Annotated in this window: 27 protein-coding genes, 1 tRNA gene and 2 pseudogenes; 20 read left to right on the top strand and 10 right to left on the bottom strand. The window is 37.1% G+C overall.

The genetic code is table 11. The features are described 5' to 3' along the window. Window positions 1-286: 286 nt before the first annotated feature. Both K364_RS0120960 and K364_RS0120955 read right to left on the bottom strand, forming a co-directional pair. A complete protein-coding gene (locus tag K364_RS0120960; protein WP_028309625.1) occupies window positions 287-625 on the bottom strand; it encodes a type II toxin-antitoxin system PemK/MazF family toxin in 339 nt (112 codons plus the stop codon). Next, the gene (locus tag K364_RS0120955; protein ID WP_028309624.1) at window positions 618-815 is read right to left on the bottom strand and encodes a hypothetical protein; all 198 of its coding nucleotides are present in this window, start codon (window positions 813-815) and stop codon (window positions 618-620) included. Before K364_RS0120955 ends, K364_RS0120960 begins: the two co-directional genes overlap by 8 nt. Window positions 816-1,077: 262 nt before the next feature. Here K364_RS0120955 and K364_RS25905 point away from each other — a divergent pair, with 262 nt between their 5' ends. Genes K364_RS25905 through K364_RS25110 form a run of 3 tightly spaced genes read left to right on the top strand, consistent with a single transcriptional unit; the run spans window position 1,078 to window position 2,018 of the window. Beyond that, entirely contained in the window at window positions 1,078-1,407 is a 330-nt protein-coding gene (locus tag K364_RS25905) for a type II toxin-antitoxin system Phd/YefM family antitoxin (protein ID WP_051534293.1), read from the top strand. After that, window positions 1,400-1,696 (top strand): hypothetical protein, encoded by a 297-nt coding sequence (locus K364_RS0120945; protein WP_028309623.1) that lies wholly within the window; start codon window positions 1,400-1,402, stop codon window positions 1,694-1,696. The genes K364_RS25905 and K364_RS0120945 overlap by 8 nt, the downstream gene beginning before the upstream one ends. Then, window positions 1,647-2,018, top strand: coding sequence for a tetratricopeptide repeat protein (locus tag K364_RS25110; RefSeq protein WP_028309622.1), 372 nt, complete (start codon window positions 1,647-1,649; stop codon window positions 2,016-2,018). Before K364_RS0120945 ends, K364_RS25110 begins: the two co-directional genes overlap by 50 nt. A gap of 71 nt (window positions 2,019-2,089) precedes the next feature. Here K364_RS25110 and K364_RS0120935 read toward each other — a convergent pair whose 3' ends face one another. The 7 genes and pseudogenes from K364_RS0120935 to K364_RS0120905 all read right to left on the bottom strand — a co-directional run bounded on the left by K364_RS0120935 (window position 2,090) and on the right by K364_RS0120905 (window position 8,953). Next, window positions 2,090-3,502: a trimethylamine methyltransferase family protein gene (locus tag K364_RS0120935; protein WP_028309621.1), complete on the bottom strand. Its 1,413-nt coding sequence runs from the start codon at window positions 3,500-3,502 to the stop codon at window positions 2,090-2,092. Between the two features lie 84 nt (window positions 3,503-3,586). Next, on the bottom strand, window positions 3,587-4,189 hold the full coding sequence (locus K364_RS0120930) for a TetR/AcrR family transcriptional regulator (RefSeq protein WP_028309620.1): 603 nt from the start codon (window positions 4,187-4,189) through the stop codon (window positions 3,587-3,589). A 244-nt stretch (window positions 4,190-4,433) separates the two neighbouring features. Further along, a complete protein-coding gene (locus tag K364_RS0120925) occupies window positions 4,434-5,867 on the bottom strand; it encodes a trimethylamine methyltransferase family protein (RefSeq protein ID WP_028309619.1) in 1,434 nt (477 codons plus the stop codon). Between the two features lie 20 nt (window positions 5,868-5,887). Further along, the gene (locus tag K364_RS0120920) at window positions 5,888-7,162 is read right to left on the bottom strand and encodes a phosphotransferase (protein WP_028309618.1); all 1,275 of its coding nucleotides are present in this window, start codon (window positions 7,160-7,162) and stop codon (window positions 5,888-5,890) included. Between the two features lie 218 nt (window positions 7,163-7,380). Next, a complete protein-coding gene (locus K364_RS0120915) occupies window positions 7,381-8,574 on the bottom strand; it encodes a helix-turn-helix transcriptional regulator (RefSeq protein WP_028309617.1) in 1,194 nt (397 codons plus the stop codon). Window positions 8,575-8,649: 75 nt separating this feature from the next. Further along, window positions 8,650-8,820 (bottom strand): annotated as a pseudogene (locus K364_RS0120910) (glycine/betaine/sarcosine/D-proline family reductase selenoprotein B); the annotation flags it as partial. 57 nt (window positions 8,821-8,877) lie between these two features. Next, window positions 8,878-8,953: transfer RNA gene (locus K364_RS0120905), tRNA-Ala, on the bottom strand. A 341-nt stretch (window positions 8,954-9,294) separates the two neighbouring features. Here K364_RS0120905 and K364_RS0120895 point away from each other — a divergent pair. The 14 genes and pseudogenes from K364_RS0120895 to K364_RS25095 all read left to right on the top strand — a co-directional run bounded on the left by K364_RS0120895 (window position 9,295) and on the right by K364_RS25095 (window position 16,887). Then, window positions 9,295-9,573, top strand: coding sequence for a type II toxin-antitoxin system Phd/YefM family antitoxin (locus tag K364_RS0120895; RefSeq protein ID WP_028309614.1), 279 nt, complete (start codon window positions 9,295-9,297; stop codon window positions 9,571-9,573). Next, a pseudogene (locus K364_RS26475) lies at window positions 9,572-9,734 on the top strand (type II toxin-antitoxin system RelE/ParE family toxin); the annotation flags it as partial. The gene K364_RS0120895 and the pseudogene K364_RS26475, both read left to right, overlap by 2 nt. Before the next feature lie 1,082 nt (window positions 9,735-10,816). Then, window positions 10,817-11,284 carry a hypothetical protein gene (locus K364_RS25895; RefSeq protein WP_156946547.1) on the top strand — a complete coding sequence of 156 codons (468 nt, stop codon included), beginning with the start codon at window positions 10,817-10,819 and terminating at the stop codon, window positions 11,282-11,284. Between the two features lie 19 nt (window positions 11,285-11,303). Further along, a complete protein-coding gene (locus K364_RS26880) occupies window positions 11,304-11,444 on the top strand; it encodes a hypothetical protein (protein ID WP_156946546.1) in 141 nt (46 codons plus the stop codon). 77 nt (window positions 11,445-11,521) lie between these two features. Then, window positions 11,522-12,070, top strand: coding sequence for a hypothetical protein (locus tag K364_RS25890; protein ID WP_051534290.1), 549 nt, complete (start codon window positions 11,522-11,524; stop codon window positions 12,068-12,070). A gap of 482 nt (window positions 12,071-12,552) precedes the next feature. After that, window positions 12,553-13,686 (top strand): adenine nucleotide alpha hydrolase family protein, encoded by a 1,134-nt coding sequence (locus tag K364_RS25100; RefSeq protein WP_051534289.1) that lies wholly within the window; start codon window positions 12,553-12,555, stop codon window positions 13,684-13,686. Next, window positions 13,647-13,877, top strand: a complete 231-nt coding sequence (locus tag K364_RS25885; protein WP_028309612.1) for a hypothetical protein — start codon at window positions 13,647-13,649, stop codon at window positions 13,875-13,877. The genes K364_RS25100 and K364_RS25885 overlap by 40 nt, the downstream gene beginning before the upstream one ends. A gap of 86 nt (window positions 13,878-13,963) precedes the next feature. Next, a complete protein-coding gene (locus K364_RS0120865) occupies window positions 13,964-14,248 on the top strand; it encodes a nucleotidyltransferase family protein (protein WP_028309611.1) in 285 nt (94 codons plus the stop codon). Continuing rightward, window positions 14,238-14,573: a HepT-like ribonuclease domain-containing protein gene (locus K364_RS0120860; RefSeq protein WP_028309610.1), complete on the top strand. Its 336-nt coding sequence runs from the start codon at window positions 14,238-14,240 to the stop codon at window positions 14,571-14,573. The genes K364_RS0120865 and K364_RS0120860 overlap by 11 nt, the downstream gene beginning before the upstream one ends. Before the next feature lie 118 nt (window positions 14,574-14,691). Beyond that, complete coding sequence (locus K364_RS0120855) at window positions 14,692-15,420, top strand: Fic family protein (RefSeq protein ID WP_028309609.1); 729 nt, start codon at window positions 14,692-14,694, stop codon at window positions 15,418-15,420. 151 nt (window positions 15,421-15,571) lie between these two features. Beyond that, window positions 15,572-15,796 carry a hypothetical protein gene (locus K364_RS0120850; RefSeq protein WP_028309608.1) on the top strand — a complete coding sequence of 75 codons (225 nt, stop codon included), beginning with the start codon at window positions 15,572-15,574 and terminating at the stop codon, window positions 15,794-15,796. After that, entirely contained in the window at window positions 15,780-16,052 is a 273-nt protein-coding gene (locus tag K364_RS0120845) for a type II toxin-antitoxin system RelE family toxin (protein ID WP_028309607.1), read from the top strand. The genes K364_RS0120850 and K364_RS0120845 overlap by 17 nt, the downstream gene beginning before the upstream one ends. A gap of 180 nt (window positions 16,053-16,232) precedes the next feature. Then, window positions 16,233-16,493: an AbrB/MazE/SpoVT family DNA-binding domain-containing protein gene (locus tag K364_RS0120840; RefSeq protein WP_028309606.1), complete on the top strand. Its 261-nt coding sequence runs from the start codon at window positions 16,233-16,235 to the stop codon at window positions 16,491-16,493. Then, window positions 16,474-16,887 carry a type II toxin-antitoxin system VapC family toxin gene (locus K364_RS25095; protein ID WP_051534288.1) on the top strand — a complete coding sequence of 138 codons (414 nt, stop codon included), beginning with the start codon at window positions 16,474-16,476 and terminating at the stop codon, window positions 16,885-16,887. The genes K364_RS0120840 and K364_RS25095 overlap by 20 nt, the downstream gene beginning before the upstream one ends. A gap of 809 nt (window positions 16,888-17,696) precedes the next feature. Here the strand turns inward: K364_RS25095 and K364_RS0120830 are convergent. Further along, window positions 17,697-18,374, bottom strand: coding sequence for a hypothetical protein (locus K364_RS0120830; RefSeq protein ID WP_028309605.1), 678 nt, complete (start codon window positions 18,372-18,374; stop codon window positions 17,697-17,699). Between the two features lie 397 nt (window positions 18,375-18,771). Here K364_RS0120830 and istA point away from each other — a divergent pair, with 397 nt between their 5' ends. From istA to K364_RS0120810, 3 genes are read left to right on the top strand one after another with little or no spacing between them, the layout of a single operon-like run. Next, on the top strand, window positions 18,772-20,292 hold the full coding sequence (istA, locus tag K364_RS0120820) for an IS21 family transposase (protein WP_084295808.1): 1,521 nt from the start codon (window positions 18,772-18,774) through the stop codon (window positions 20,290-20,292). Further along, window positions 20,282-21,004, top strand: a complete 723-nt coding sequence (gene istB / locus K364_RS0120815; RefSeq protein ID WP_028308154.1) for an IS21-like element helper ATPase IstB — start codon at window positions 20,282-20,284, stop codon at window positions 21,002-21,004. Before istA ends, istB begins: the two co-directional genes overlap by 11 nt. Before the next feature lie 20 nt (window positions 21,005-21,024). Continuing rightward, complete coding sequence (locus K364_RS0120810; RefSeq protein WP_028308153.1) at window positions 21,025-21,216, top strand: hypothetical protein; 192 nt, start codon at window positions 21,025-21,027, stop codon at window positions 21,214-21,216. The last annotated feature ends 287 nt before the right edge of the window (window positions 21,217-21,503 follow it).

Here is a 21,503-nt window from a genome sequence, read left to right as displayed (position 1 = left end):
CGCTTTGCAAGGATTATTGATAAATTTTGGCCAAAATTTTTATCACTAAGGTTATGGAACTGGGATTATTATCCTGGAAGTGCATAACTACTGTATTATAAAAAAAATGAGATCGATTAAATCGACCTCAGCTAATTTACAAAATTCGGTGGAGATAATGGGACTTGAACCCATGACCTCTTGACTGCCAGTCAGGCGCGCGCTCCCAGCAGCGCTAGAAATGCATCTCATAGTTCTTGGAGCAAAGCAATTTGATTAGATAATTATTATGCATATTACTTCACCATTAATTTCTAATCAGTTCAATTAATTTAGCTATTGTTTTATTTATGACATCTTCATTAACAGATCCAAACTTATTTAATACAATATCTTGAGAAATACTGTAAATCTTATCTACCCTAATACAGGAATTCACCTTCAATGTTCCTTCAATTAAGTCTTCTGCCGAAAACAGAATAGTGTAGTCTCTTGTAATAATATTAGATGTTATTGCAACAACAACTACATCGCTTGTCCTACTATTGTAGTCGCAATTAGATATTACCAATACTGGACGCTTTTTTGTAGATGATAAATCACTAAAGGGGATTGGCACTAATAATATATCCCCTTGTTTATACATTATTCCATACCTCATCATCAATGTCATTATTCCAAAAATCCATACTGCTTTCACTTACCAGTTCTAAGTCTCTAAATAATTCCCTATCCTTTTTTAGCTTAAGGAAGAGAATAAAGTCTATAACATCTGGAATTTGACTCTCAGGTATTTCGTTAATTAATCTTAATAAGATATTTCTAGAAGTATTCATATTAGAACCACCCCTTTAGCACTAGTATACCATAAATAGTAAGAAAATGTTAATCGTAATAGATAAATGGTCGTTTCACCGTTCTCCTCTAATGCTGTTCACATGCTATCAGGTTGGCTAAAAATCTAAATTTTTTCTATAATAAAAAACCGAGGCCGATTAAATCCACCTCAGTTATGATTTTAAATGCTTTTCTCATTTTACTTACGATATAATTGTGATATAATTATGATATAAACTGACCTGAAAGGTTGATGTTAATATGTATAGAATCATTCCAAGTGCCGATTTAAGAAATAAGTACTCGAAGATTGCTGACTTTGCAAAACAAAATCATGAACCAATTGTCTTAACTAAAAATGGTGAAGGTGACTTGATTGTTATGAGTATTGAATTGTTTCAAGAAAAAGAAATGGAGTTACAGCTTTATAAACGACTTTCAGAAAACAAAATGGATATTGCAAAAGGCCACTTCCAGTCTGGAACAGATCTTTCTAAACAATTAAGTAGATATATTAAAAATGATAACACTAACCTACTCAATGAGCTCAAGGAAACTTACCTTAAAAAGGGAGAACCGACAGATGTATAATGTAATTGTTCCTTCTAAAGTAAGTCTAGAAATTTTTACAGAGCTCGACTTTTGGTCCCAAAAGAATGAAACTTTTGCTGAAAAAGTCGCAGTTGAACTCGATTTCCATCTTACCCAGACTTTAAAACATAATCCTGGGTTTGGTGCCTTAAAAGCTAAGAAAGGTGATCTTTTCTACTACTTAATACAGGGTCAATTCAAGCTTGTGTTTGAAATTGATAAACTTAACAACCAGGTTATTGTTCATTATTTCTTTAATACAAGAAAAGCTATATCTGAATATATTTGAAGTTAACCCAGATGACTATGCAACAAAAATTGATTATGCCATTAGCCTGTTAGCCTCTGAAAAACCCAGAGAGGCACTGCCAATCCTTCAATCTTTACCAGAAGAATTAAAAGAAAATGTTCAGATTATCTCCCTTATTGGTAGTTGTTTTGTAGAGATAGATAAACCAGATTTAGCAATTGAAGCTTTGGAAAAAGGTCCTACTAGAGCTAGAAAAATGGACCAGGATATGATGGTATTTAGATATGCTTTAGGAACAGCTTACAAAAAAGCAGGATTAAAAGATAAAGCACTTAACACAATTCCAGAAAGTTTACGCTGAAGACATGGAGTTTATGTCAGTTATATCCTGCGAATACTTTTATCTTTAAGGTTCAATCCTAAAATCAGGCTTCATCTGTATTGGCACTGAGATGGTAAATACGGCTGCAATAGCTTTTTCTGAGCAGCACTGCGCTCTGGCAATTGATAAGCAGCTATTCTGCTTTCTAAAACCTGCTGAACTTTGTATGCGAGATTAGTTTTCTCAGTATTATTGGCTTGTGCGATACCCCATTTATTAAAGATTTTAGTCATATAATTATCTCGCCTGTAAGTATCCATGGAGCCTATACCAAGAAAAGTGCCTGCATCCATCCCGGCGGCAAGAAGTTCCGGTAGTTTAGGGTCAACTGTCATTTCCACCCCCTGGAGCATCCTGTTGGTATAAAGCATCATCTCTTCATCGAGAATGGCCTTGTGGAAGCTTCCGCATGCAAAGCCAGCCAAAATACCCGGATAACACCATATCTCATTTACCTCTGTTAAGCTAAATGGCAGTGTAGTTGTGAGCATGGCTTCCATTCCTGCCTGATAATCAACTGCAGTTCCGTCACCATAGCTGCCGCAGATCACACAGGGTATGCTTAAGTATTTGCATAACTCGTAATAGATAACCTGTATAAAAATACCTTCAGCGCTGCCATAATTGGGCTGTAAGGTCTGGATATTGCTTATGGTAGAAAACTCACATAGGGAAGTGGGATGTCCCGGGGATTTAAGCTGAATAAAAGCTAACCCCGCCAAAGACATGGCGAAATCATGAATGACAATCTCCATAATACTTTCAGGACCAGTCATAAATCCCAAAGAACAAGGGAAAATGGAAATGGCCTGCTGTTCATCAATTGCAGCACATAGGTTGTCAAGACATTCCTGGTCATAAGCCAATGGAGGATTTGGACATATACCTTGGCTCATAACAGGCTCATCCCACACGTCGTAAAATTCACGAACTAAACGTAATGCCCGCCGAGCACTACCATAGACGTCACCATTTTGAGAATTACTTCCAGTAGCCCGCAAACCAATGCTGGGATATTTATTTGAATACTTTAAAGACATGGCTACCTGGGCAACAAATTGATCCGGGGCATCATTATCAACAGGATCGGCACATCCGGGATTGGTGCACTCGTAAAGGGTAGAAGTCTCATTAATCTGATACAGTTTGACAGCATCATCAATATTGCAGCGACGTATAACCCCAGTATCGTCGTCAAGAATAAAGGGTGCGTTGCTAAAGGGCGTGGCAGCAACAACCCTTTTTTTGGCAGGAACAGTATAATCCTGCTTTGGGGTGGAGTCAAGAGCTTCTTCCATTAAGTTACGGGGAATAAATACCTTGTCACCCTCAACACGGGCATCCCACTTTTTAAATAGTTCCCTCACATCTTCTCTTTCAAAACGGACACCAACTTTTTCAAGAATTTCTAAGACCTGCATGTATGCGCTTTGTATGGTGGCATCATCAATAAATTTCCGCATAAGTTTAACCCTCCAGTTTCTCATCTGTCTTATTCTCACTTATATATCCCTGTTCCTTGTCCCATCACGATGCAAGTGATTCTTTTAGCCATTATCCAAATCACTATTTTTTATTGAATCCCAAAAGAATTCCCATAGCACAGCGATTTTTTCTTTATATGCCTCAGGTTTTGAATAATGAAATTCACTGAACATCCCCTGAATCATACTTAAGAAGACAACAACACATTTATTTACATCCAGGTTTTTTAATTCACCTGATTTTATTCCTGCCATAATTACTGGTCTGAGTAATTCATCAACAAATCTATTCTGGTAGGTTATCAGGTCATTATGTATCTTGTCTCTTAAGAAACTAGGTGGAAACAGAGCACTTCTCTTCCAGAAAATCACTTCTTCATTATGTTCGTATCCCCGATTAGACCAATCACTATAAAGACAAAACAAGCGTTCTTTTGCTGATCCATATCCATTTAATTTTTGCTGAAGCTCCATAATGCTAGCGAGTTTTTCATCCCGCATATCATTAAATACTTCAGTAAAAATTTGCTCTTTGCTTTCAAAGTGAAAATAGATGGATGGAGTTTTGATATTTACTGCTTTTGCTATGTCTGCTAACTTAGCACCTTCATAACCATCTTTTACGAATAAGGATAAGGCTGCTTTTTTTATCTGACCTCTTGTCAAAATATCACCTACCTAATATTAGTTAGGTAGATTATAAAATTCTTTTTTCCTTTTGTCAATCATTGAAACTCTAAAATCATTGAAGCTCACGACCTCCTCACAGCCAGTCACATGCGCCCCCGCAAATCTTGTTACGCGAATGGCACCTTTAAAGCATTATGGGGGTAAGTGGTACCAGTTACTCATATGCATGGTCATACCCTTTGGAGGAATATGGTTTCCCCTCACCTCCTGATTAAACAAACTAAACTCTACTTTCAATTTTGGCTATATAATCCTTCATAGCCTTTTCCTGCTCAGCATCAAGTAAAGATTCAGGCGCATTCATTAACATCTGCCTTACTTTTTGACGAGCAGTTTCCACCACATCCTGCTGTCCGCTTTTTTCCCATGCATCATAAGATCTCCAGTCAGATACTGTTGGCTGCCAACCACCTCTAAAATGCATTAATGTGGACTCACATGTGAGAAAATCTTGGCAGGGCTTTGCACTAAGTAGGTCATCCATTGCCATTGATTCCATATCTGTATTCATCCCATTGATTATATAGCGCACCCTGGCGATCAATTCATCGTCCAAAACAGTTTTTTCCAGTGAGGATGCCATAAGATTGGCCAAAGTACCTACTGATTGACTTGTGAGGTTTACCCCTGCTAATGTTGAGAATAAAAAGCTCTGCATGGTTTCCATGCCAGCTTGATAGTCAATAATCTTGGAACTGGTCACTCCTGTTTGAGCTCTTGCAGGCAAATGGTAGAAATCTTTAAACATTTGGATGGTAGCCCCCAGCATTAAAGCAGTATCAGGGCTTGCGCATTCCCAAGTGGCAAAACGCATATTACCATATGTCAAAGAGGCAGAAGGAACAACCGGAACACCAGGCTTAATCAATTGTGCATATACAAGGCCTGCCAAGGATTCAGCCACAGTTAAAATAACTGTAGAATACATATAAATTGGAGAGGTGATACCTGTCATAGGTGCGGAAACTATAATAATCGGCTGATTATGTTCAGCGTATACTTTTATTCCTTCACAGGCAAAATCTGAGTAAAAGAAAGGTGAGTTAGAGCAGACAGCATGCCAAGTAACATAATGATTGTCTAAATATCCTTCCTGACCGTAAGCAATTTCAAAGAGCTTAAGGCATTCTTCCTTTTGAGTGATAGTGACTAGTTCCATGGGGCTTAAGATAGGCTTGTCGCTATGCTGCATAGAACTGAGAACGCAGTATAAACCTTTCACTCTTTCATTAACATCCATTGGGCTTAGGGGTTGAAAACCAGCAATATTTATATTTTCACAAGCCTGATAAATTTTTTGTAAATCAGAAAAATCTTTTAAGGTAGGAGCACGTCTATTTCCTTCATGGTCTGAAATAAAAACTTCACCACCAGCAGGGTGAATTAGTAATCCTTCTCCTACTGTCACACTGTTTTTGGAATTCAATGCCTCCAAACGAAAGGTTTTAGGACATTGGGCGAGGGATTTCTCCACTAGTTTATTATCCATAAAAACTGTATGGTCTTCAATTCTAGCACCATGCTTACGAAAGGTTTCAATAGCCTCATCAGTTTGAAAGACTATCCCGCGTTTTTTCAGTAATTCCAAAGCTTTTTCATGAACCATATGCATTTCATCCTGTGATAATACTTTTACCTGAGATGCCAAATTCATGGAGTTTCACCTCTCTCATCCTATATTTTTTTAGATAATTCTCGTATATGTGCTTCATTTTCCTCCAGCCAATGTAAGCAAGAAATCATATGCTGCGCATAGAATAAATATTCATAAGGATCTAATGATGGATTGTAGACACAGGCGGAGCTGCACCAGCCAAAAACATAGATAGTTCCTTGGACTATGGCTTCATACAGATATTTTTTCTCTACCTCGTTCATGGCCTCGAGTTCACCAATCTTTGTCAGCTCAGCATTATAGATGTTAATAAACTTTTGCACACGGTCAAGCTTAATCGCACCATTTGTGTCCGATTTCCATGATGCAAAACAGTAGTGAACTGCCAAACCTATTTCAAAAAGGCGAGAATCTATCTTTGCCATATCATAATCATAACTGCCACATACAGCACCATCCTCATCATATTTGAAATTACCCGGATGGAAGTCACAATGACAGGGAATGATAATCATTTTTTCATAATCATCATCTGGAATAAATGAAGCATTACACATTTGGGAGATAAAATTGTAATTCGCATCAAAATACTCAGTATAAACATTCTCATATCCTGCATCTGTATAGCTGTTGCGATAATTTTTTAGAGTTTTAGGTAATTTGCTAATGATATCATTTACTGTGATATCCTCATTGTCCATAATGTTATCCCCATGTCTTCCTTCTGGATCAAAATTCCTAACTGAATTGTGAAATTGTGCCATTGCTCTTGCTGCACTCAAAATTGTTATATCAGCAATTCCATCGTCACCCCAGTTAGGAATCCAGTCATATTTATTTGACCCACCAATATAATTGAAAATGGCAAAATAAAAGTCTTCCTCTCCTTCGGGCATTATCTGTTTTCCCACATGATAGGTTTTACCATCTTTTGCTTCAATAGGAGCAGCACCCAGAGCATATCCGTTATTACGTGCATGGTGGAGCAGCTTATGTTCAAACAAAAGAGATTCCACATTCTTTCCTCGTTTATATTTTCGGAACAACCATGTTTCCTTTTCGCCGTTTTTCTCGGTGTAAATCCCAAAGGTAGTGTTAATATAGCCTCCAAATATCTGGTACACCTCCAGCAGAATTCCCAAATCATAGTAGCCTTCCACAATCTCGCGAATTTGGTGATAATAGAAGCTGTCCTTTGCTGCTTGGGCTAGTGTTTCAATTCTTGATGAGATGCGTAAAGCCTCATGATGCAGATCTAATAAAGTTTGAGCTGTACAAGGTGGGTAATGCTTCATTTTTTGTGTTTCCATCTCACAATAGTTTTTACTTGTCATTTTCTCACCCTTCCTGATAGGATTTTGATGCTGGTTACATTCATTTTAATTTTCTCAAAGAGAATAGGTAAACTGCTATTATTTGATATGATATTCATTTTTTAATTTTTACTAAAATTGATTAGTTGGTATTAGAATTGTCATCTAACTTGTGGACATGAATTCTTCATCTTTTCGAAAGAACATAAAAAGCAGATGGCTTTTTTAACCATCTGCTTTTATTTCTCTATTCTATTTTTTTTGTGAGTCATATGACTATAGTATTTTTTTGTAGCAATATATTGTGATGGTGTAATTCCTTCAATTTTTTTGAAATTCCTGTTTAAGGTAAGTACATACTGATATCCAACAGCCTCTGAAATATCTTTTATTGTCATATCAGAGTTCAATAACATTTCTTTTACAGCTTCGATTCGAATTTTTTGCAAATAGGCTGCAGGCCCGATACCAATTTCTTGTTTAAAGAGCCGGGAAAGATAAGCGGGAGATATTTTAAATTCATCCGCAACACTGAGCATGCTTAAGTCAGGGTTGCTGTAATTGTCCTTCAAATAATCAGCCACACCCTGTATAAGATTATTACTGCTAAATTTGTCATCATCACTAATTAGTCTTTTTTCCAAGGCATGATAGATGGTATTTGCCTTGCTTTGCAGCTCTCCAATAGATTTGCAGTTAGATATATGATATACTGCATTAATATTTAATAATTCATCTCCAATGTCTTTTCTTTCTAATATATTGATGTATAAGGAGTTAAATAATCCAAACACCTTATACTTCATCATCTGGAAGTCCTGATAACGGCTATTCCCCACAAGCTCTAGTAATTCAGCTAATATTTTTGCGCTGCTGTTAAAATCCTCAATGTTGATGCAATAAAGAAATTTTCGCTCTAACTCATACCAGGTGTCCTCTTGATAATTATAACCTTCTTTGTTTTCAAACTTGATGTTATTGTAAAAAATCAAGCTGTTTTCATCATCATATATTTTTTGATATTCATATGCCTCAAAAGCTTCTGAAAATCCATGTTTTAGGCCGGCCAAACCTAAATGCCTGCCGCTTGCCGCAGCATATAAGTGGATATCAACCTTTTCGGAAACTTTTACCTGTGCATAATTCATATAACGAGACATTTCAATCCAGGAATGGTCCTTGTCAAAGGTATTTCCATTTTTGGTGAAACAGATTCCTACCAGTATATTGTCCATTTCTAACATATGAATAATTAAGTTTTCTTTGCTAATATCATTAAAGGATAGGTTACATATTCGGAATGCCTCCAAAGTATTGTCGTAATCATTTTCTGGTACAAAAATTATAATCCTGTACTCCTTGTGGAAGTTTAGCACTGGGTTGTTTTTAAAGTACTCCTCGTAATCTATGGAAGAGTACCTTCCTTTTAACAATTGTATAAGGATATGATCCAGAAGGACCTCTTCTTGAAAGGAATAATTATGCTGCTTATTTATTTCTATACATTTTTATATCTTTACTTTAAACACAGTTTGCTCCTTGACTTCTGTTGCTAGAGCATCCAATGCAACACCTACGCTATGATAACGCACTTTCCATTGTTGTTCAATTGGCGTGTTAGGATCTCCCAATGGATAGGGAATAGAAATAGTTGGAACCATTTTGTTTGCTCCTATAGTCGAAGGTCATAAAAAAACTGAGGCCGAATTAATCGACCTCAGCTAATTTACAAAATTTGGTGGAGATAATGGGACTTGAACCCATGACCTCCTGACTGCCAGTCAGGCGCGCTCCCAGCTGCGCTATACCCCCACTTTAATTATTGCCTTGTCATTAAGATTTCTTAACTGACAAAAAGCATTATAGCATATGAAATATGTTAAGACAAGTACCTTTGTTGAAATCCCCTTGTATTATTTTTTTGCCCTTAATTGGTTTTTTCATTTTCTGGTAGCCCTGCACTCAAAAATTGACAAAAAAATTTTTAAACAGGACCTGGGTCCTATAACCACAGATGATAATTCCTTGGATACAGGTCAAAATGTACCCCCTGAAACCAATTTAGGTATTGTTATAATTAAGAAGAATTGATTGATATCATAGCATGATAGGGAAATAATATGGTTAGGATGTTACTACAAGGAGCTGATGCCATGCAGATTAAACCGTCCGCAAGCATAAGGCAGAATTACAATGAAATTGCGGCTTTATGCAAGTCTACCGGAGAACCTGTTTTTCTTACCAAAAACGGTGAAGGAGATCTTGTCGTCATGGATATAGAGGCTTTTATCCGCCGCGAAAAAATGCTGAAACTGCACGAAGAACTGCTGGCTGTTGAGGAAGACCGTCTGGCAGGGCTTGCAGGAGTTACGCCGGATGAACTGGACAAATACCTGGACAGTATTATTGACGAGATGGAACATGGAAAATGAGCGTTTTCCATTTCTGGAGGCAGAATTTATCCCACCAAATGAAATATCACAAGATTTTCGTAGAGAAAAGGCATTTGTTTTTGTATCAGATCAAAGACCAGATGGTGTATGTTGATTATATAGTTGATTGCAGACAGGATTATGGATGGCTGGTGCGGTAGTTGTACCAGATGCAGACATTCAATAATTAAATTCACCAGCTAAAACCGCAACAGGAGAGACATCAAAGCCTCTCCTGTTTTTTTGTTTTAAAAAAAACTCCTTTAATCCTAAAACACTTTTATGTCTTCATTAACACCTAATACCCTAATACGCCTAATCTATAAGATGCGTCTCAACAGTAGTTCGTTAACTGCGCATTATCCATATAACCTTCATGATAATCGCCAGTTTCTTAGAAAAATGGGCAGCATAAATATATAAATTCTAGAATTAATGCATATAAAATTAGCAGACTAGAAAAAAATGATTTGATTTTAAAAATTGATTATCTTTATAGTATATATTATTAAGGCCCCTGATGCTGCTAACATCAGAGACCTTTATAGCAAGCAGTGGTAATATCGGATTACTGAGATGCCCTGGTTGCGTTACATAATATAGAGTAAAAGTATTATCCCAGAACTGTGCTCGCAACACAGTTCTATTTCTTTTTGTAGCAATTAACTAAAAACCTCCTAAAGGAGGTTTTTAGGAAGGGGGATAACCCTCTCCTGAATGAGGTGGTACCAATGCTTGAATTTCTTCGAGCCAGCACCGACCTTTTAGTCGCCATAACTAAAACTTTGTTAGCAATAGCAACTAGTGAAAGTGATTAAAAGAGTCAACGCCAGACGTAGGAATTAGGTGTTGACACCTTCTGCAGGAGGGCCCAATCCCTCCTTGTATATATAGTATTTTTCGGAAACTCATAAGCGAGTCTCCATGCCGCTTTTCGGCTTGGAGGCTTTTATTTTCCTCCAATTTCTTTAGACAACTTCACATGGAATAAGCAAGAAAAATTGGGACTTGACAAATCCAAAGCGCCCCAACAATCAACTTGAAGACGTTTTTTGTCTTTAGACAAATTAGCGGGGTGATCTAATGCTAGGTTATTGGCGACCACATGATCAGTTTCAAGCTTGGTTAGAACAAAAGTTATTATCTTTCCTCCCTGAACACGAAAAGCAAATCCAATTTTATGCCAGCATCTTAGAGAAGGTCTACATACTGAACTTGGATAACATGGTTACACTTGTGCAGGATGCGGTACTCTTCTACAGGCAGGCCAGCCCATAATCAACCGGAGATATTCAGGGCCCTTTTTGTAATGAATCATTTTAAAGAAAGTGTTACTGACTTCGTTAAAAAGCTTAGGGCCTATCCCATATTAGCCACTATTTGTGGATTTGAGCAAGAATCCGTACCTGGTGTAGGTACATTTTACGATTACTTAAACAGATTCTGGTTAGGTGAAGAGCCGTCTAAGGTGATCCGTGAACCACGCAGTAAAAAGAGCAAAAAGCCAAAGAAGGACGAAAAATTGCCGGATACTGACTCTAACCGTGTTTCCGATCTTGTAGAACAAGTGCTCAATGGGACAACTTTTGAGGACAGGCCAGAAGGTCTGCTGCAAAAGATATTGAAAAAGTGTGCCGTAAAACAATCCTTTGACCTCAAGCTTTGTGGATACCCCCACAAGCTTGTTTTTGCTGGTGATGGTGCCCCTTAGGAAACAGGTGCCAGTCACCGTGGCAAAAAGATCTGCTCGTGCAAAGAACACAGGATCTATAATTGTTCATGTCACAGGCAGTACACCAGCCCCACTGCTACCTGGGGCTGGGACAGCTATCATGAACGATGGTATTACAGACACACTCTATACTGCATAACTGCGACGGGTAGTGCAAATGATCTACCGCTATTAATACACTTAACCAAAGCTTCAAGACACGATAGTGGAACGTTTGTGGTAGCCTATGCACAGTTGCGTGAGCTGTATCCCCATTTGAAGTTTTCAGCTGCTTTACTGGATTCGGCACATGATGCCTACGATATCTATCGGCTACTAATAGAGCATGATATCGAGCCTTTCATCGATCTAAACAAAAGAAAGAGTGGTATTCGAACACGTTCTGCTGTAAATGTTAACGATGATGGAGTGCCTATTTGTATCGCGGGGAAAGAAATGAAACACAGTGGGGCCTGTAAAGGTCGCAGGCGAATTAAATGGCGGTGCTGTATGCACAAACAACCAAATTTATGCGAGTACCAGAAACAGTGCTCTCCATCGCCTTATGGCCGCGTATTCTATACCAAAATGAAAGATGATTTTCGGTTATTTACACAAACACCCCGTGGTTCTAAGGCTTGGAAAAAAGCATTTGCCAAAAGAACATCTGTCGAAAGAACTATTAAAAGAATTCTTGTTGATTACTTATTTTGTCCTGCCCATTTTTTGCTGTACTTCTTGCTATTGCCATATGAAGCTGTCAAAAAACGATTTACGGCCTTTTGACTTCCCGAATTTACCAAATCTCTAATTTTCAGAGCTGGGTTTCCGAGAGTCTACATATAAATAATACCAAATAATTAAAAAATTACAAGGAGGTGAACCCTTGCGGGCAGCCAGGTCAAAGCCCCGTAAGGGGTACCTTTCTGCGCTAGGCAATGTTAATTTTGAAATAAGATGTCGAGTACAGTACCATATCTGTCTAGCATTTGTATCAATGTGAGCCAAAAATTCCAGTAAAGGACGTTGCAATAACAAGCTACGCTAGAAAGATGCTTAAATGATGTAGACCTATCACCCCTGAAAACACTGATTTAAAAAATTAGGATTATAGAAGACAAAGACTACCTAATATCGCTAATAGATTTTTGCAGGAGCATTAGGTATTCTGAAAGACCTGATCGAGATTATTAGATAAAAATAACGAGCTTTATTCTTTTGCAAGTGACACGTCGTTATGGCCCTTCACCTGCAAAAAATAAAATCCTTTGTCTTACAAAGGTAGGCTAGCGAGAAATTATCTAGACTTCCACCAAGCTGAATTAGATGGAGCATTTTTTTATCAAAGCGATAGTGACTTTGGCAGGGGAATACTAGGTATAATATCACTTAGAGAAGAAATTGGGTATCTATATGATATTGCTGATTGGTTTCCCGAAGATGTTGCTGATTTTGAATGGGACACTTATCTAAGTAGGCTAGAGTGGGCATGGTCTATCGTAGAAGATGGCCAGAAGGAAGCATTAAAGGATTTTTCAGTTGAGACAGAGTATGATTTAACTGTTCCATCAGAAATAGTAAAGGACATTATAGATGCTTACCTAGATCCATCTACAAAAGGCTGGCCGTGGGTGCTTGGCTGCAGCTTTGGCAAAGATTCTACCTTAGCGTTAAAACTGGTCTGTTTAGCATTAGAGCAGCTACCCAAAGAAAAGCGAACCAGACAAGTCTACGTAGTTACAGCTGACACTTTGGTAGAAGTGCCTATTGTTTTAAGTCATGTGAGAAAGAACATAGCAGACCTAAGACAGTATGCGCATACGAAGGATTTACCTATAACCGTAACAGTAACAGAGCCTGAAATAGACGATACCTTCTATGTCTGCGTAATAGGAAAAGGATACCTTCCACCTCTGCCTAACGGTTTTAGACGTTGGTGTACAAGTCGTTTGAAGATTAAAACCAACACTAAAGCAATAAAATCAGCTACAATAAACGGTAAGGCAGTATTAATACTAGGAACACGTTATGGAGAGAGCACAACAAGGGCAAGATCAGTAAAGAAATGGTCAAGTGATGGTAGGTATGGCCATACAGTCCATAAAGGTATAATCTCCTACACACCAATAGTCCATCTCGATACAGAAACAGTATGGGGGGGAGCACTATCCAGTAACGGTCTACCCTGGGGGTCTGGATTCCCACTTCTAAAACGCCTATATAGAGAGCCAACAGGTGAATGCCCAATAGTGCAGGACAAGACTACACCAGCTGGATGTGGAAGCTCACGCTTTGGTTGTGTCTGCTGTACCATGGTTTCTAAGGACAAAGCCATGGAAGCCTTTGTGGATAGTGGCTATGATTGGATAGAACCTTTCTTGGAATTCTTGAAGAGCTTCTAAAAGTTCAGCAACAGGTATTAGTGGAAATGAAAGACAATAACATAGAAGTAACAGGAGGATATGAAGTTATTTCCCAAGAACAAATCCAAAGAATAAAGAGCTGGTGGTATCACTTAGATAATTATACGGAAAAAGGTTTCATTCCTGATCCAGTAGTGCCAGTTCAAAATCAGCAATTAGCAATGTTTTAGCCAGTTTATGTCATTCATGCAAACAATTGACTTGTGTTTTGTCCTAAAATATAATAACAGTAGGTATTATAGAAGGGGTGATATAAATGAGCCTCACAGAGATCAGGGATGTAGTAAGTAAAATTGCAAAAAAATATCCCATTTTAAGTATTGATTTATTTGGTTCTTATGCTAGTGGAGAAGCCAGTAAGGACTCTGATATAGATTTAATCGTCTATTTTGATGAAAATGTTGCTAGCCTGTTTGATATGTCAGGTTTAAAACTGGACATTCAGGATGAATTAAATAAAAAAGTAGATATAGTTGCAGGACCTATAAAAGAAGATAGTTATTTAACCATCGGAAAGAAGGTTAAAATTTATGAAGCATAGGGACAGTCAACTTATCAAAAAGATGATATTAGAATGCCTGGACATAATTAGATATACAAGTGAAGTGAATAGAGGAAAGTTTCTGGAGAATGACTTGTATCAAAAAGCAACTGCTATGTCCATTATTACTATTGGTGAACACGCTAACACATTAACTAGAGATATATGGTTAGAACACAATGAAATAGAGTGGAGAAAAATAGTTGACCTTAGAAACATTATTGCTCATGGCTACGGTGAAGTAAAAATGGAGCTAGTGTGGAATCTCGCTCAAAATGAAATTCCAAAACTTTTAGGGCAGTTGGAAAGCATATTAAAAACCTAATATTATATGCTAGGCTCTCTACGGAGGGCCTTTATTATTTATATCATATTGTAATTATTTGGTAATAATAGTATAATAGCTAAAAATAGCACAAGCTAAAGGCTGGTGATATAGAATGATATTTGATGTAATAGATGAAAAGAAAAAAATGCTAGAAGAGAATAGGCCGCTACCACAGCATACTTTAAAATCACTACAAGAGACCATTTTGGTTGAATGGATATATAATTCTAACGCCATTGAAGGAAACACTCTTACTATTTCAGAAACAAAGGTAGTGCTTGAAGGGATTACTATAGGTGGCAAATCAATGCGTGAGCATTTGGAAGTAATCAATCATAGAGATGCTAACATTTATTTAGAAGAATTGGTGAAAAACAAAGAACATATTTCAGAGTGGCTCATTAAAAACCTACATCGGTTAATATTAAAGACCATTGATGATGAAAATGCAGGGGTATATCGTGGGGAGAATGTATTAATAAGTGGGGCAAAACATAGACCTCCTGAACATTTTCTAGTTAAAGAAAAAATGGAGCAACTAATAGAAAACTATAAGAGCCAATTGCAAAGCTTACACCCAATACACAGGGCAGCCTTGCTGCATGGTGAATTTGTAAAAATACACCCCTTTGTGGACGGTAACGGTAGGACAGCTAGGCTAATAATGAACTTTGAGCTTATGAAAAATGGTTACCCGCCAGCAATAATAAAGGCTGAGATAAGGTCTAATTATTATGATGCTTTGGACCTAGCACATACTACTGGCGACTATAGTACATTCATAAAGCTTGTATCTGACTGTGTAGAAACAAGCCTTGACTTATGGTTAAGCGTATTGGGCTAACCATTAGGCTCTCTACGGAGGGCCTTTATTGTTGATAAATATGTGCCACATTGTAATTAACTGGTAATAATAGTATAATCTAATTGCAGGCTAGATAATGTAGAATTAAAAATATAAGATTGTTAAATTCTTTACTTAGGAGGAGTCAGTAATGAGTATTCCAGATAAAGAACTTGAGCACTTAGTAAAACAGTTAAATAAAAATAATAAAGTAGTTGCAAAGAGTTTTTTGTCGTGGCTACTGGAGAAACAACTAGATGAAGATGATAATACCCTAAGCATGGAAGAAATAGAAGCTATTAAAAAGGCAAGAGAAGATTATAAGAATAGAGAAACTATTCCACTGGAGGAACTGAAAAGTGAACTCCAGTTATAAGGTAGAATTTACGAGAGAAGCTTTAAAAGCTCTTAAAAAACTAGATAAACCAACAGTAATAAGGGTTATTCAAGCTATAGAAAGCTTAAAGGATAACCCTTACGAACATCATCAAACTAAAAAGATGCAAGGGTACTCAGGAAATATTTTTCGATTAAGAGTGGGGTCTTATAGAGTTATTTACGAGGTTATTGAGGATGAGCTAGTAATAATTATTGTAAAACTTGGCCCGCGTGGAGGAGTTTATAAAAAATAGAAACAATAGGCTGGTTGATAAACGGTGCCATTAAGCTAAACCCTTTTAAATGTAATAAGCTTATAATCTAGTTATTGCGCATATGATGGTTTATGTGACGCAAACTTTCTTGGCCTGTGCATGATATGCAAAAAAGATTGACCATGGTATAATAATACTTAAAGTAGGGAGGTGCTTGTTATGGCCACGGTTAAAGAAAAAATAGATCAAAAAGGTCGTATTTCAATCAAAAAAATATTAAAAGGGACCAATATTAAACCTGGTGATATGGTTGAAGTTATACCCGATATAAACAGGGTAGTTCTGAAAGTGACCAAAAAAGACAAGCCTAAAGGTGTCGTGGAAAAAGTTGCAGGGAAATGGAAAAACCGCCCTAATTTAGTTAAAGATCTTTTAAGTATTCGAGACGAGGATGATAGGAATGTCCCCAGCCTTGATTAAATATTGTATAGATACAAATATAATTATCTATACAATGAACGGTCTTAGACCAGCAGTAGACTTAATGATTGAAGCTCAAAACCATGAAATCTTCTATCCAGTTGTAGTTGAAGCAGAGCTTTATTCTTCGGCTGAACTAACTAAGGAAGATATGCAGGATATTAGGGAAGTTTTAGACTTAGGAGAAATAATCGAAATTAATTCTTTAATCGGCCTTAAAGCTGGAGAGTTAAGGCGAATAAGCAAAATCAAATATAACAAAAATCTAAAGCTTCCAGATGCATTGGTGGCCGCTGTTGCTTTAAACCAGTCCGCAACTCTGGTAACTCGTAATTACGATGATTTTAAACATCTACAAAAAGAGGGGCTAACAATATATAATCCATTTGCTTAATTATTCATACTGCTGCATAGTACTGTACAACAACCAATATTATTTGGTGTTGCACAATTTATAGATACTGCGAAGCATGACTTTTGACTATCTTACTTGATATTTAATGTGAAGTTGAGCCTATTATAGTATTTTACACTACCCATGGTTGGCTTTTAACTTCACAAACAATTTATGAGCAATGCAAAAATAGTAACATTCTATTTCAACATTTTACATGGGGATTTCATTAGAAATATATAAGCCAGCACTGCTCACGGGGAAAGAGTGGAGTGTTTCAAGAGATTTAAATTATTACGATTATTTCTTGAGAGTTTCTAAATAAGATTTAATTTAATTATCTATATTAGAGGTATATAAAAATATTTTTTCACACTAAATTGCAACTAGCTACATGTATTACATACTTGAGTTTTTCAAGTTATTCTGAACACAATATATACTAATATTATCCATAAGAAAAAGCGACTAAAAATAAGTAACGCCCTATTAGAAATGTATTTTTCTAAAGGAATTATGGAAATAATATACCAACAAAATATCCAAACAAGAAAATATAATATAACGTACGGCATTAATATCCTCTCTTTCATTATCAACATATTCTTAGCCAATTTAAAAGTAAATTAAAACAAAAAAATAAACCATGACTAAAATGTTATATAATAAACTAGTTTTTTAAAGTTCCTCTTGAAATTATTGTTAAATAATTTCAAAGTTCATAGGTAATTGTCGCCTTCCTAGAACACAGTACAAGTATACAAGAAACCATAGCCCCTTGTATACTTGTACAAAAAAGAAATTCTTACTTAGTTAACTATTACAGTAGAATAATTATCTAAAAAGTATGCATAACCATAAAAGTTTAGCGTAACGGATATGTTTGTACCATACGCTTCAATTTCAGCATTTCCTCTAGTTCGTATAGGGTTATTTGCATCACTAACAATTCTAGCTCCTTTAGTATTCACTTTAACAGGCCATACTGCACTGCCTTCATCCCAAAGGTCAATAATGTAACATGGACCTTGATTCATATTATCTGATATATATTCTGTCCATACAGTATACCTAGCCACTTCTATGCCATATACCCTATGCTGATACATTCCATAATCCAAAACATTTATCCCTCTTACTCCTACATCTTCTTTGGAAACTACAGTCCCGTATTCTATTACAATTGAACTGCCATCTTCAAATTCAACAACATACCTTGGATTCTCTTTAGTAAGTACAATGCCTGCTACTGCTTCTTTAACAGTCTCTGGATTATTAATGGCTAAAGATTTATAAGTGGCTACAGCCTTTGGATCTTGGATTTCTAGCAGGCTTACAAACTCCTCAACATTACTTTTTGTTAACTCAAATTTTTCTTCTGATTGACTGATAGATGATTCGGCAAAGCTACTTAAACTAAATCCTAAAATAAGCATAGGCAGAATCAGTATAACAATTAGCATTTTACTATTATTGATGGTATACAATTTAAACAACCCCCTGTCTCATAATTATAATATTTGATAAAACTCCCATTTTATAACCTAAACCCTCATAAGCACCACCTCCCCCAGCCTTTAGTCTCTCCTTTACTTCAGGCTGGGTTAGGTTTAAAATTAACTTAAACCTAACCTTTGCCTTTGGTAAAGGAGGGTATACTCCCGGGCAAAAAGGGCTTTCCAGGTTACCACTAATTTGCCCGGGAAAATTAAAAATTTTATTAGTATTTATTGCATAATAGAATTGGACAAAGTTGCAAAAGGAATTCCCCACTTTTGCAACAATAAATTCCCCATTATTGCAAAAGGCCATTGAAGGCACCACACCAAAATAGTACCCTTGTAATTGGAAAAAGATTACGAGGGGGATTGGAGGATGCTAACAATGACCCAAATAAAGTATATCAGAAAATTATTTCACGAGGAAGGAAAGAACGTCAGCCAGATATCGAAAGAAACAGGACATGACCGTAAGACAGTAAAATACTATCTTGAAAAAGAAGATTGGAACAAAGAAGTACCTACTGCATCACCAGTAGCTCAGTTCCCAAAACTTGACCCTTTTAAAAAACACATAGACTCTTGGCTTTTAGAAGATAAGAAAGCCAAGCGTAAGCAGCGTCATACCTCACAAAGGGTATATGACAGACTCAAAGACAAGTATAAGGAGAACTTCAACTGTTCCTACCGAACAGTAGCAGGCTATGTAGCCCAGAAGAAAAAAGAGATATTTGGTAAGCAGGCTGGATATTTACCGCTAGAGCATATTCCAGGAGAAGCACAAGTTGACTTTGGAGATGCAGAGTTTTATGAAAAAGGCAAGATCTACAGCGGTAAGTATTTAAACCTCTCCTTCCCATACAGCAACAAAGGATACTGCCAGTTATTTAAGGGAGAGAACCAGGAATGCCTGTTTGAAGGATTAATTAGCATATTTACGCATATAGGTGGTGTTCCCCAAAGAATTTGGTTTGACAATGCAAGCACCATGGTCACCAAAGTTCTGAAAAACGGAGAACGCAACCTGACAAATGATTTCATGAGATTCATGGAGCATTACAGATTTGAGGCAGCCTTTTGTAACGTAGATTCTGGGCATGAAAAAGGCAACGTTGAGGGCAAAGTTGGGTACCATCGTAGGAACATGTTAGTGCCAGTGCCACGGTTTAACTGCCTAGCTGAGTTTAACAAAGAGCTGCTGCAAAAATGTGAAAACGATGCCTTTAGAGAACATTACAGAAAAGAAGGTACCATAGCACAACTACATACTGAAGATAGAGAGGCTCTTCTTGAATTGCCAACAGTAGCACTAGATGTTAGTAAATATATAACAGTAAATACCAACGGATACGGTAGATTTTATCTTAACAATAATCTACATGAATACTCTGTATCCCCTAAATATGCTAACAGTAAGGTGTTAATAAGGCTCACAGCAAATGAAGTAATCCCAATGGATGAAAGCCATAGGGCAGTTGTTCGACATGAAAGGTTTTACGGCAACCACAAAGAGCAGAGTATGAAATGGCTGCCATATCTAACTCAACTATCTCGCTTTCCTGGGGCATTGAAATATACAGGCATATACCAGATGCTCCCCGAGTCTATTAATAATTACCTTGCTAGATGCAATAAAAGTGATAAAGGTAAAGTTTTACAGGTAATAGCTAGACTAACAGAAAAGAGTGGGTTTGACAGCGCAGTTGAAACAGTGGCGGGTGCACTACAGTACGAAGTAACAGATACCGACAGTCTTCTAAGCCTCCATAATCGTATTCATGGAAATGTCATTGAACTTGAGCCTATAAGGGTAACAGGAAGCATACCAGAACTTACCCCCTCCACCCCTAACTTAGCCGCTTACGATGCAGGCTTAAAAAGGCAGGTGATCAATAATGCTGACTAGTGACATTGCCGCATGTTGTAAAGAATTACGATTAAGTCGCAATATCGCAGAGATGTCTGAAAAAATACAGGCCCAGTGCAACCAGGAATACCTGCTTAAACTGCTTAAATCAGAGCTAGAATACCGTGATAGAATCAGAAAAGATAAACTCTTAAAGAGTGCTGGATTTTACTCAATAAAGCCATTTGAAGGCTTCAAATTTGATGAAGTCAAGCTGCCTGAAGCTGTAACACCTGATTACCTTAAAAACTGTGAATTTCTAAACACCAATACCAACCTAGTGATGTACGGTAATGTTGGTACCGGCAAAACTTATTTATCAATAGCTCTTGGAGTAGAGGCCTGCAAAAAGGGTATAAAAACAAAATTCTTCAGAACAGCGGCATTGGTAAACAAGCTTTCAGAAGCAAAGAAAAATGGGACTTTGACAACATTTATGAAACAAATATCAAAAGCAGAACTGCTTATTTGCGATGAATGGGGCTACGTTCCATTAGATCGGACAGGAGCACAGCTGCTGTTTGAAGTGGTCTCTGAGTGCTATGAAAAAAAGTCACTAATTATAAACACAAATATAGAATTCTCCAGATGGGTAAACGTTTTTTATGACGAACAGATGACTGGTGCCATCCTAGACAGAGTATTGCACCATTGCCACCTGCTATTGTTCCCAGGGCCTAGTAACCGAATGAGAGAGTCTTCATTAACATAGAAAAGGTGGAGGAGATAGTAATGTTTCTGACCAAAAAACTTTTAAGAGAATACCAGGAAAATATGAGAGCATATATCCCAGAAAAGCTTGCCCAAGAATTATTAGACACATACGGCAGTTATGCTGTTGATAATGAAGGTCGTGAAGTTGAGTATACAGAACAAGATGTTTATGAACAGCTCAGGAAAAGGATACGTGACTATAAGGGTTAGTTCTCTTTAACCAGATATATGTCTTCACTCGTTGGTTTTATGAAGGCATAGGAGGCATAAGGAGTCAGGAGCGTCAAGCTAATGGCTCTTGATTCCTTGCCAAACTAGTCTACTTCGTTTAATAACAGAAGTATTAAGTGTGTCATAAATTTACATTATTGGGAACAGAATTAACCAGTTTCCACTTAACTAAGGAAGGAGGATAGGCATTTATTGTAAAAAAATTCCCCACCGGTGCCTGGGGAAAAACTTTTGCAAAACTGAGGAATTTTCACTTGCAAAAAACA

The organism is Desulfitibacter alkalitolerans DSM 16504 (genome assembly GCF_000620305.1).
GTDB classification, from domain to species: Bacteria; Bacillota; DSM-16504; order Desulfitibacterales; family Desulfitibacteraceae; genus Desulfitibacter; species Desulfitibacter alkalitolerans.
This window is presented reverse-complemented; position numbering and strand designations above follow the sequence as displayed.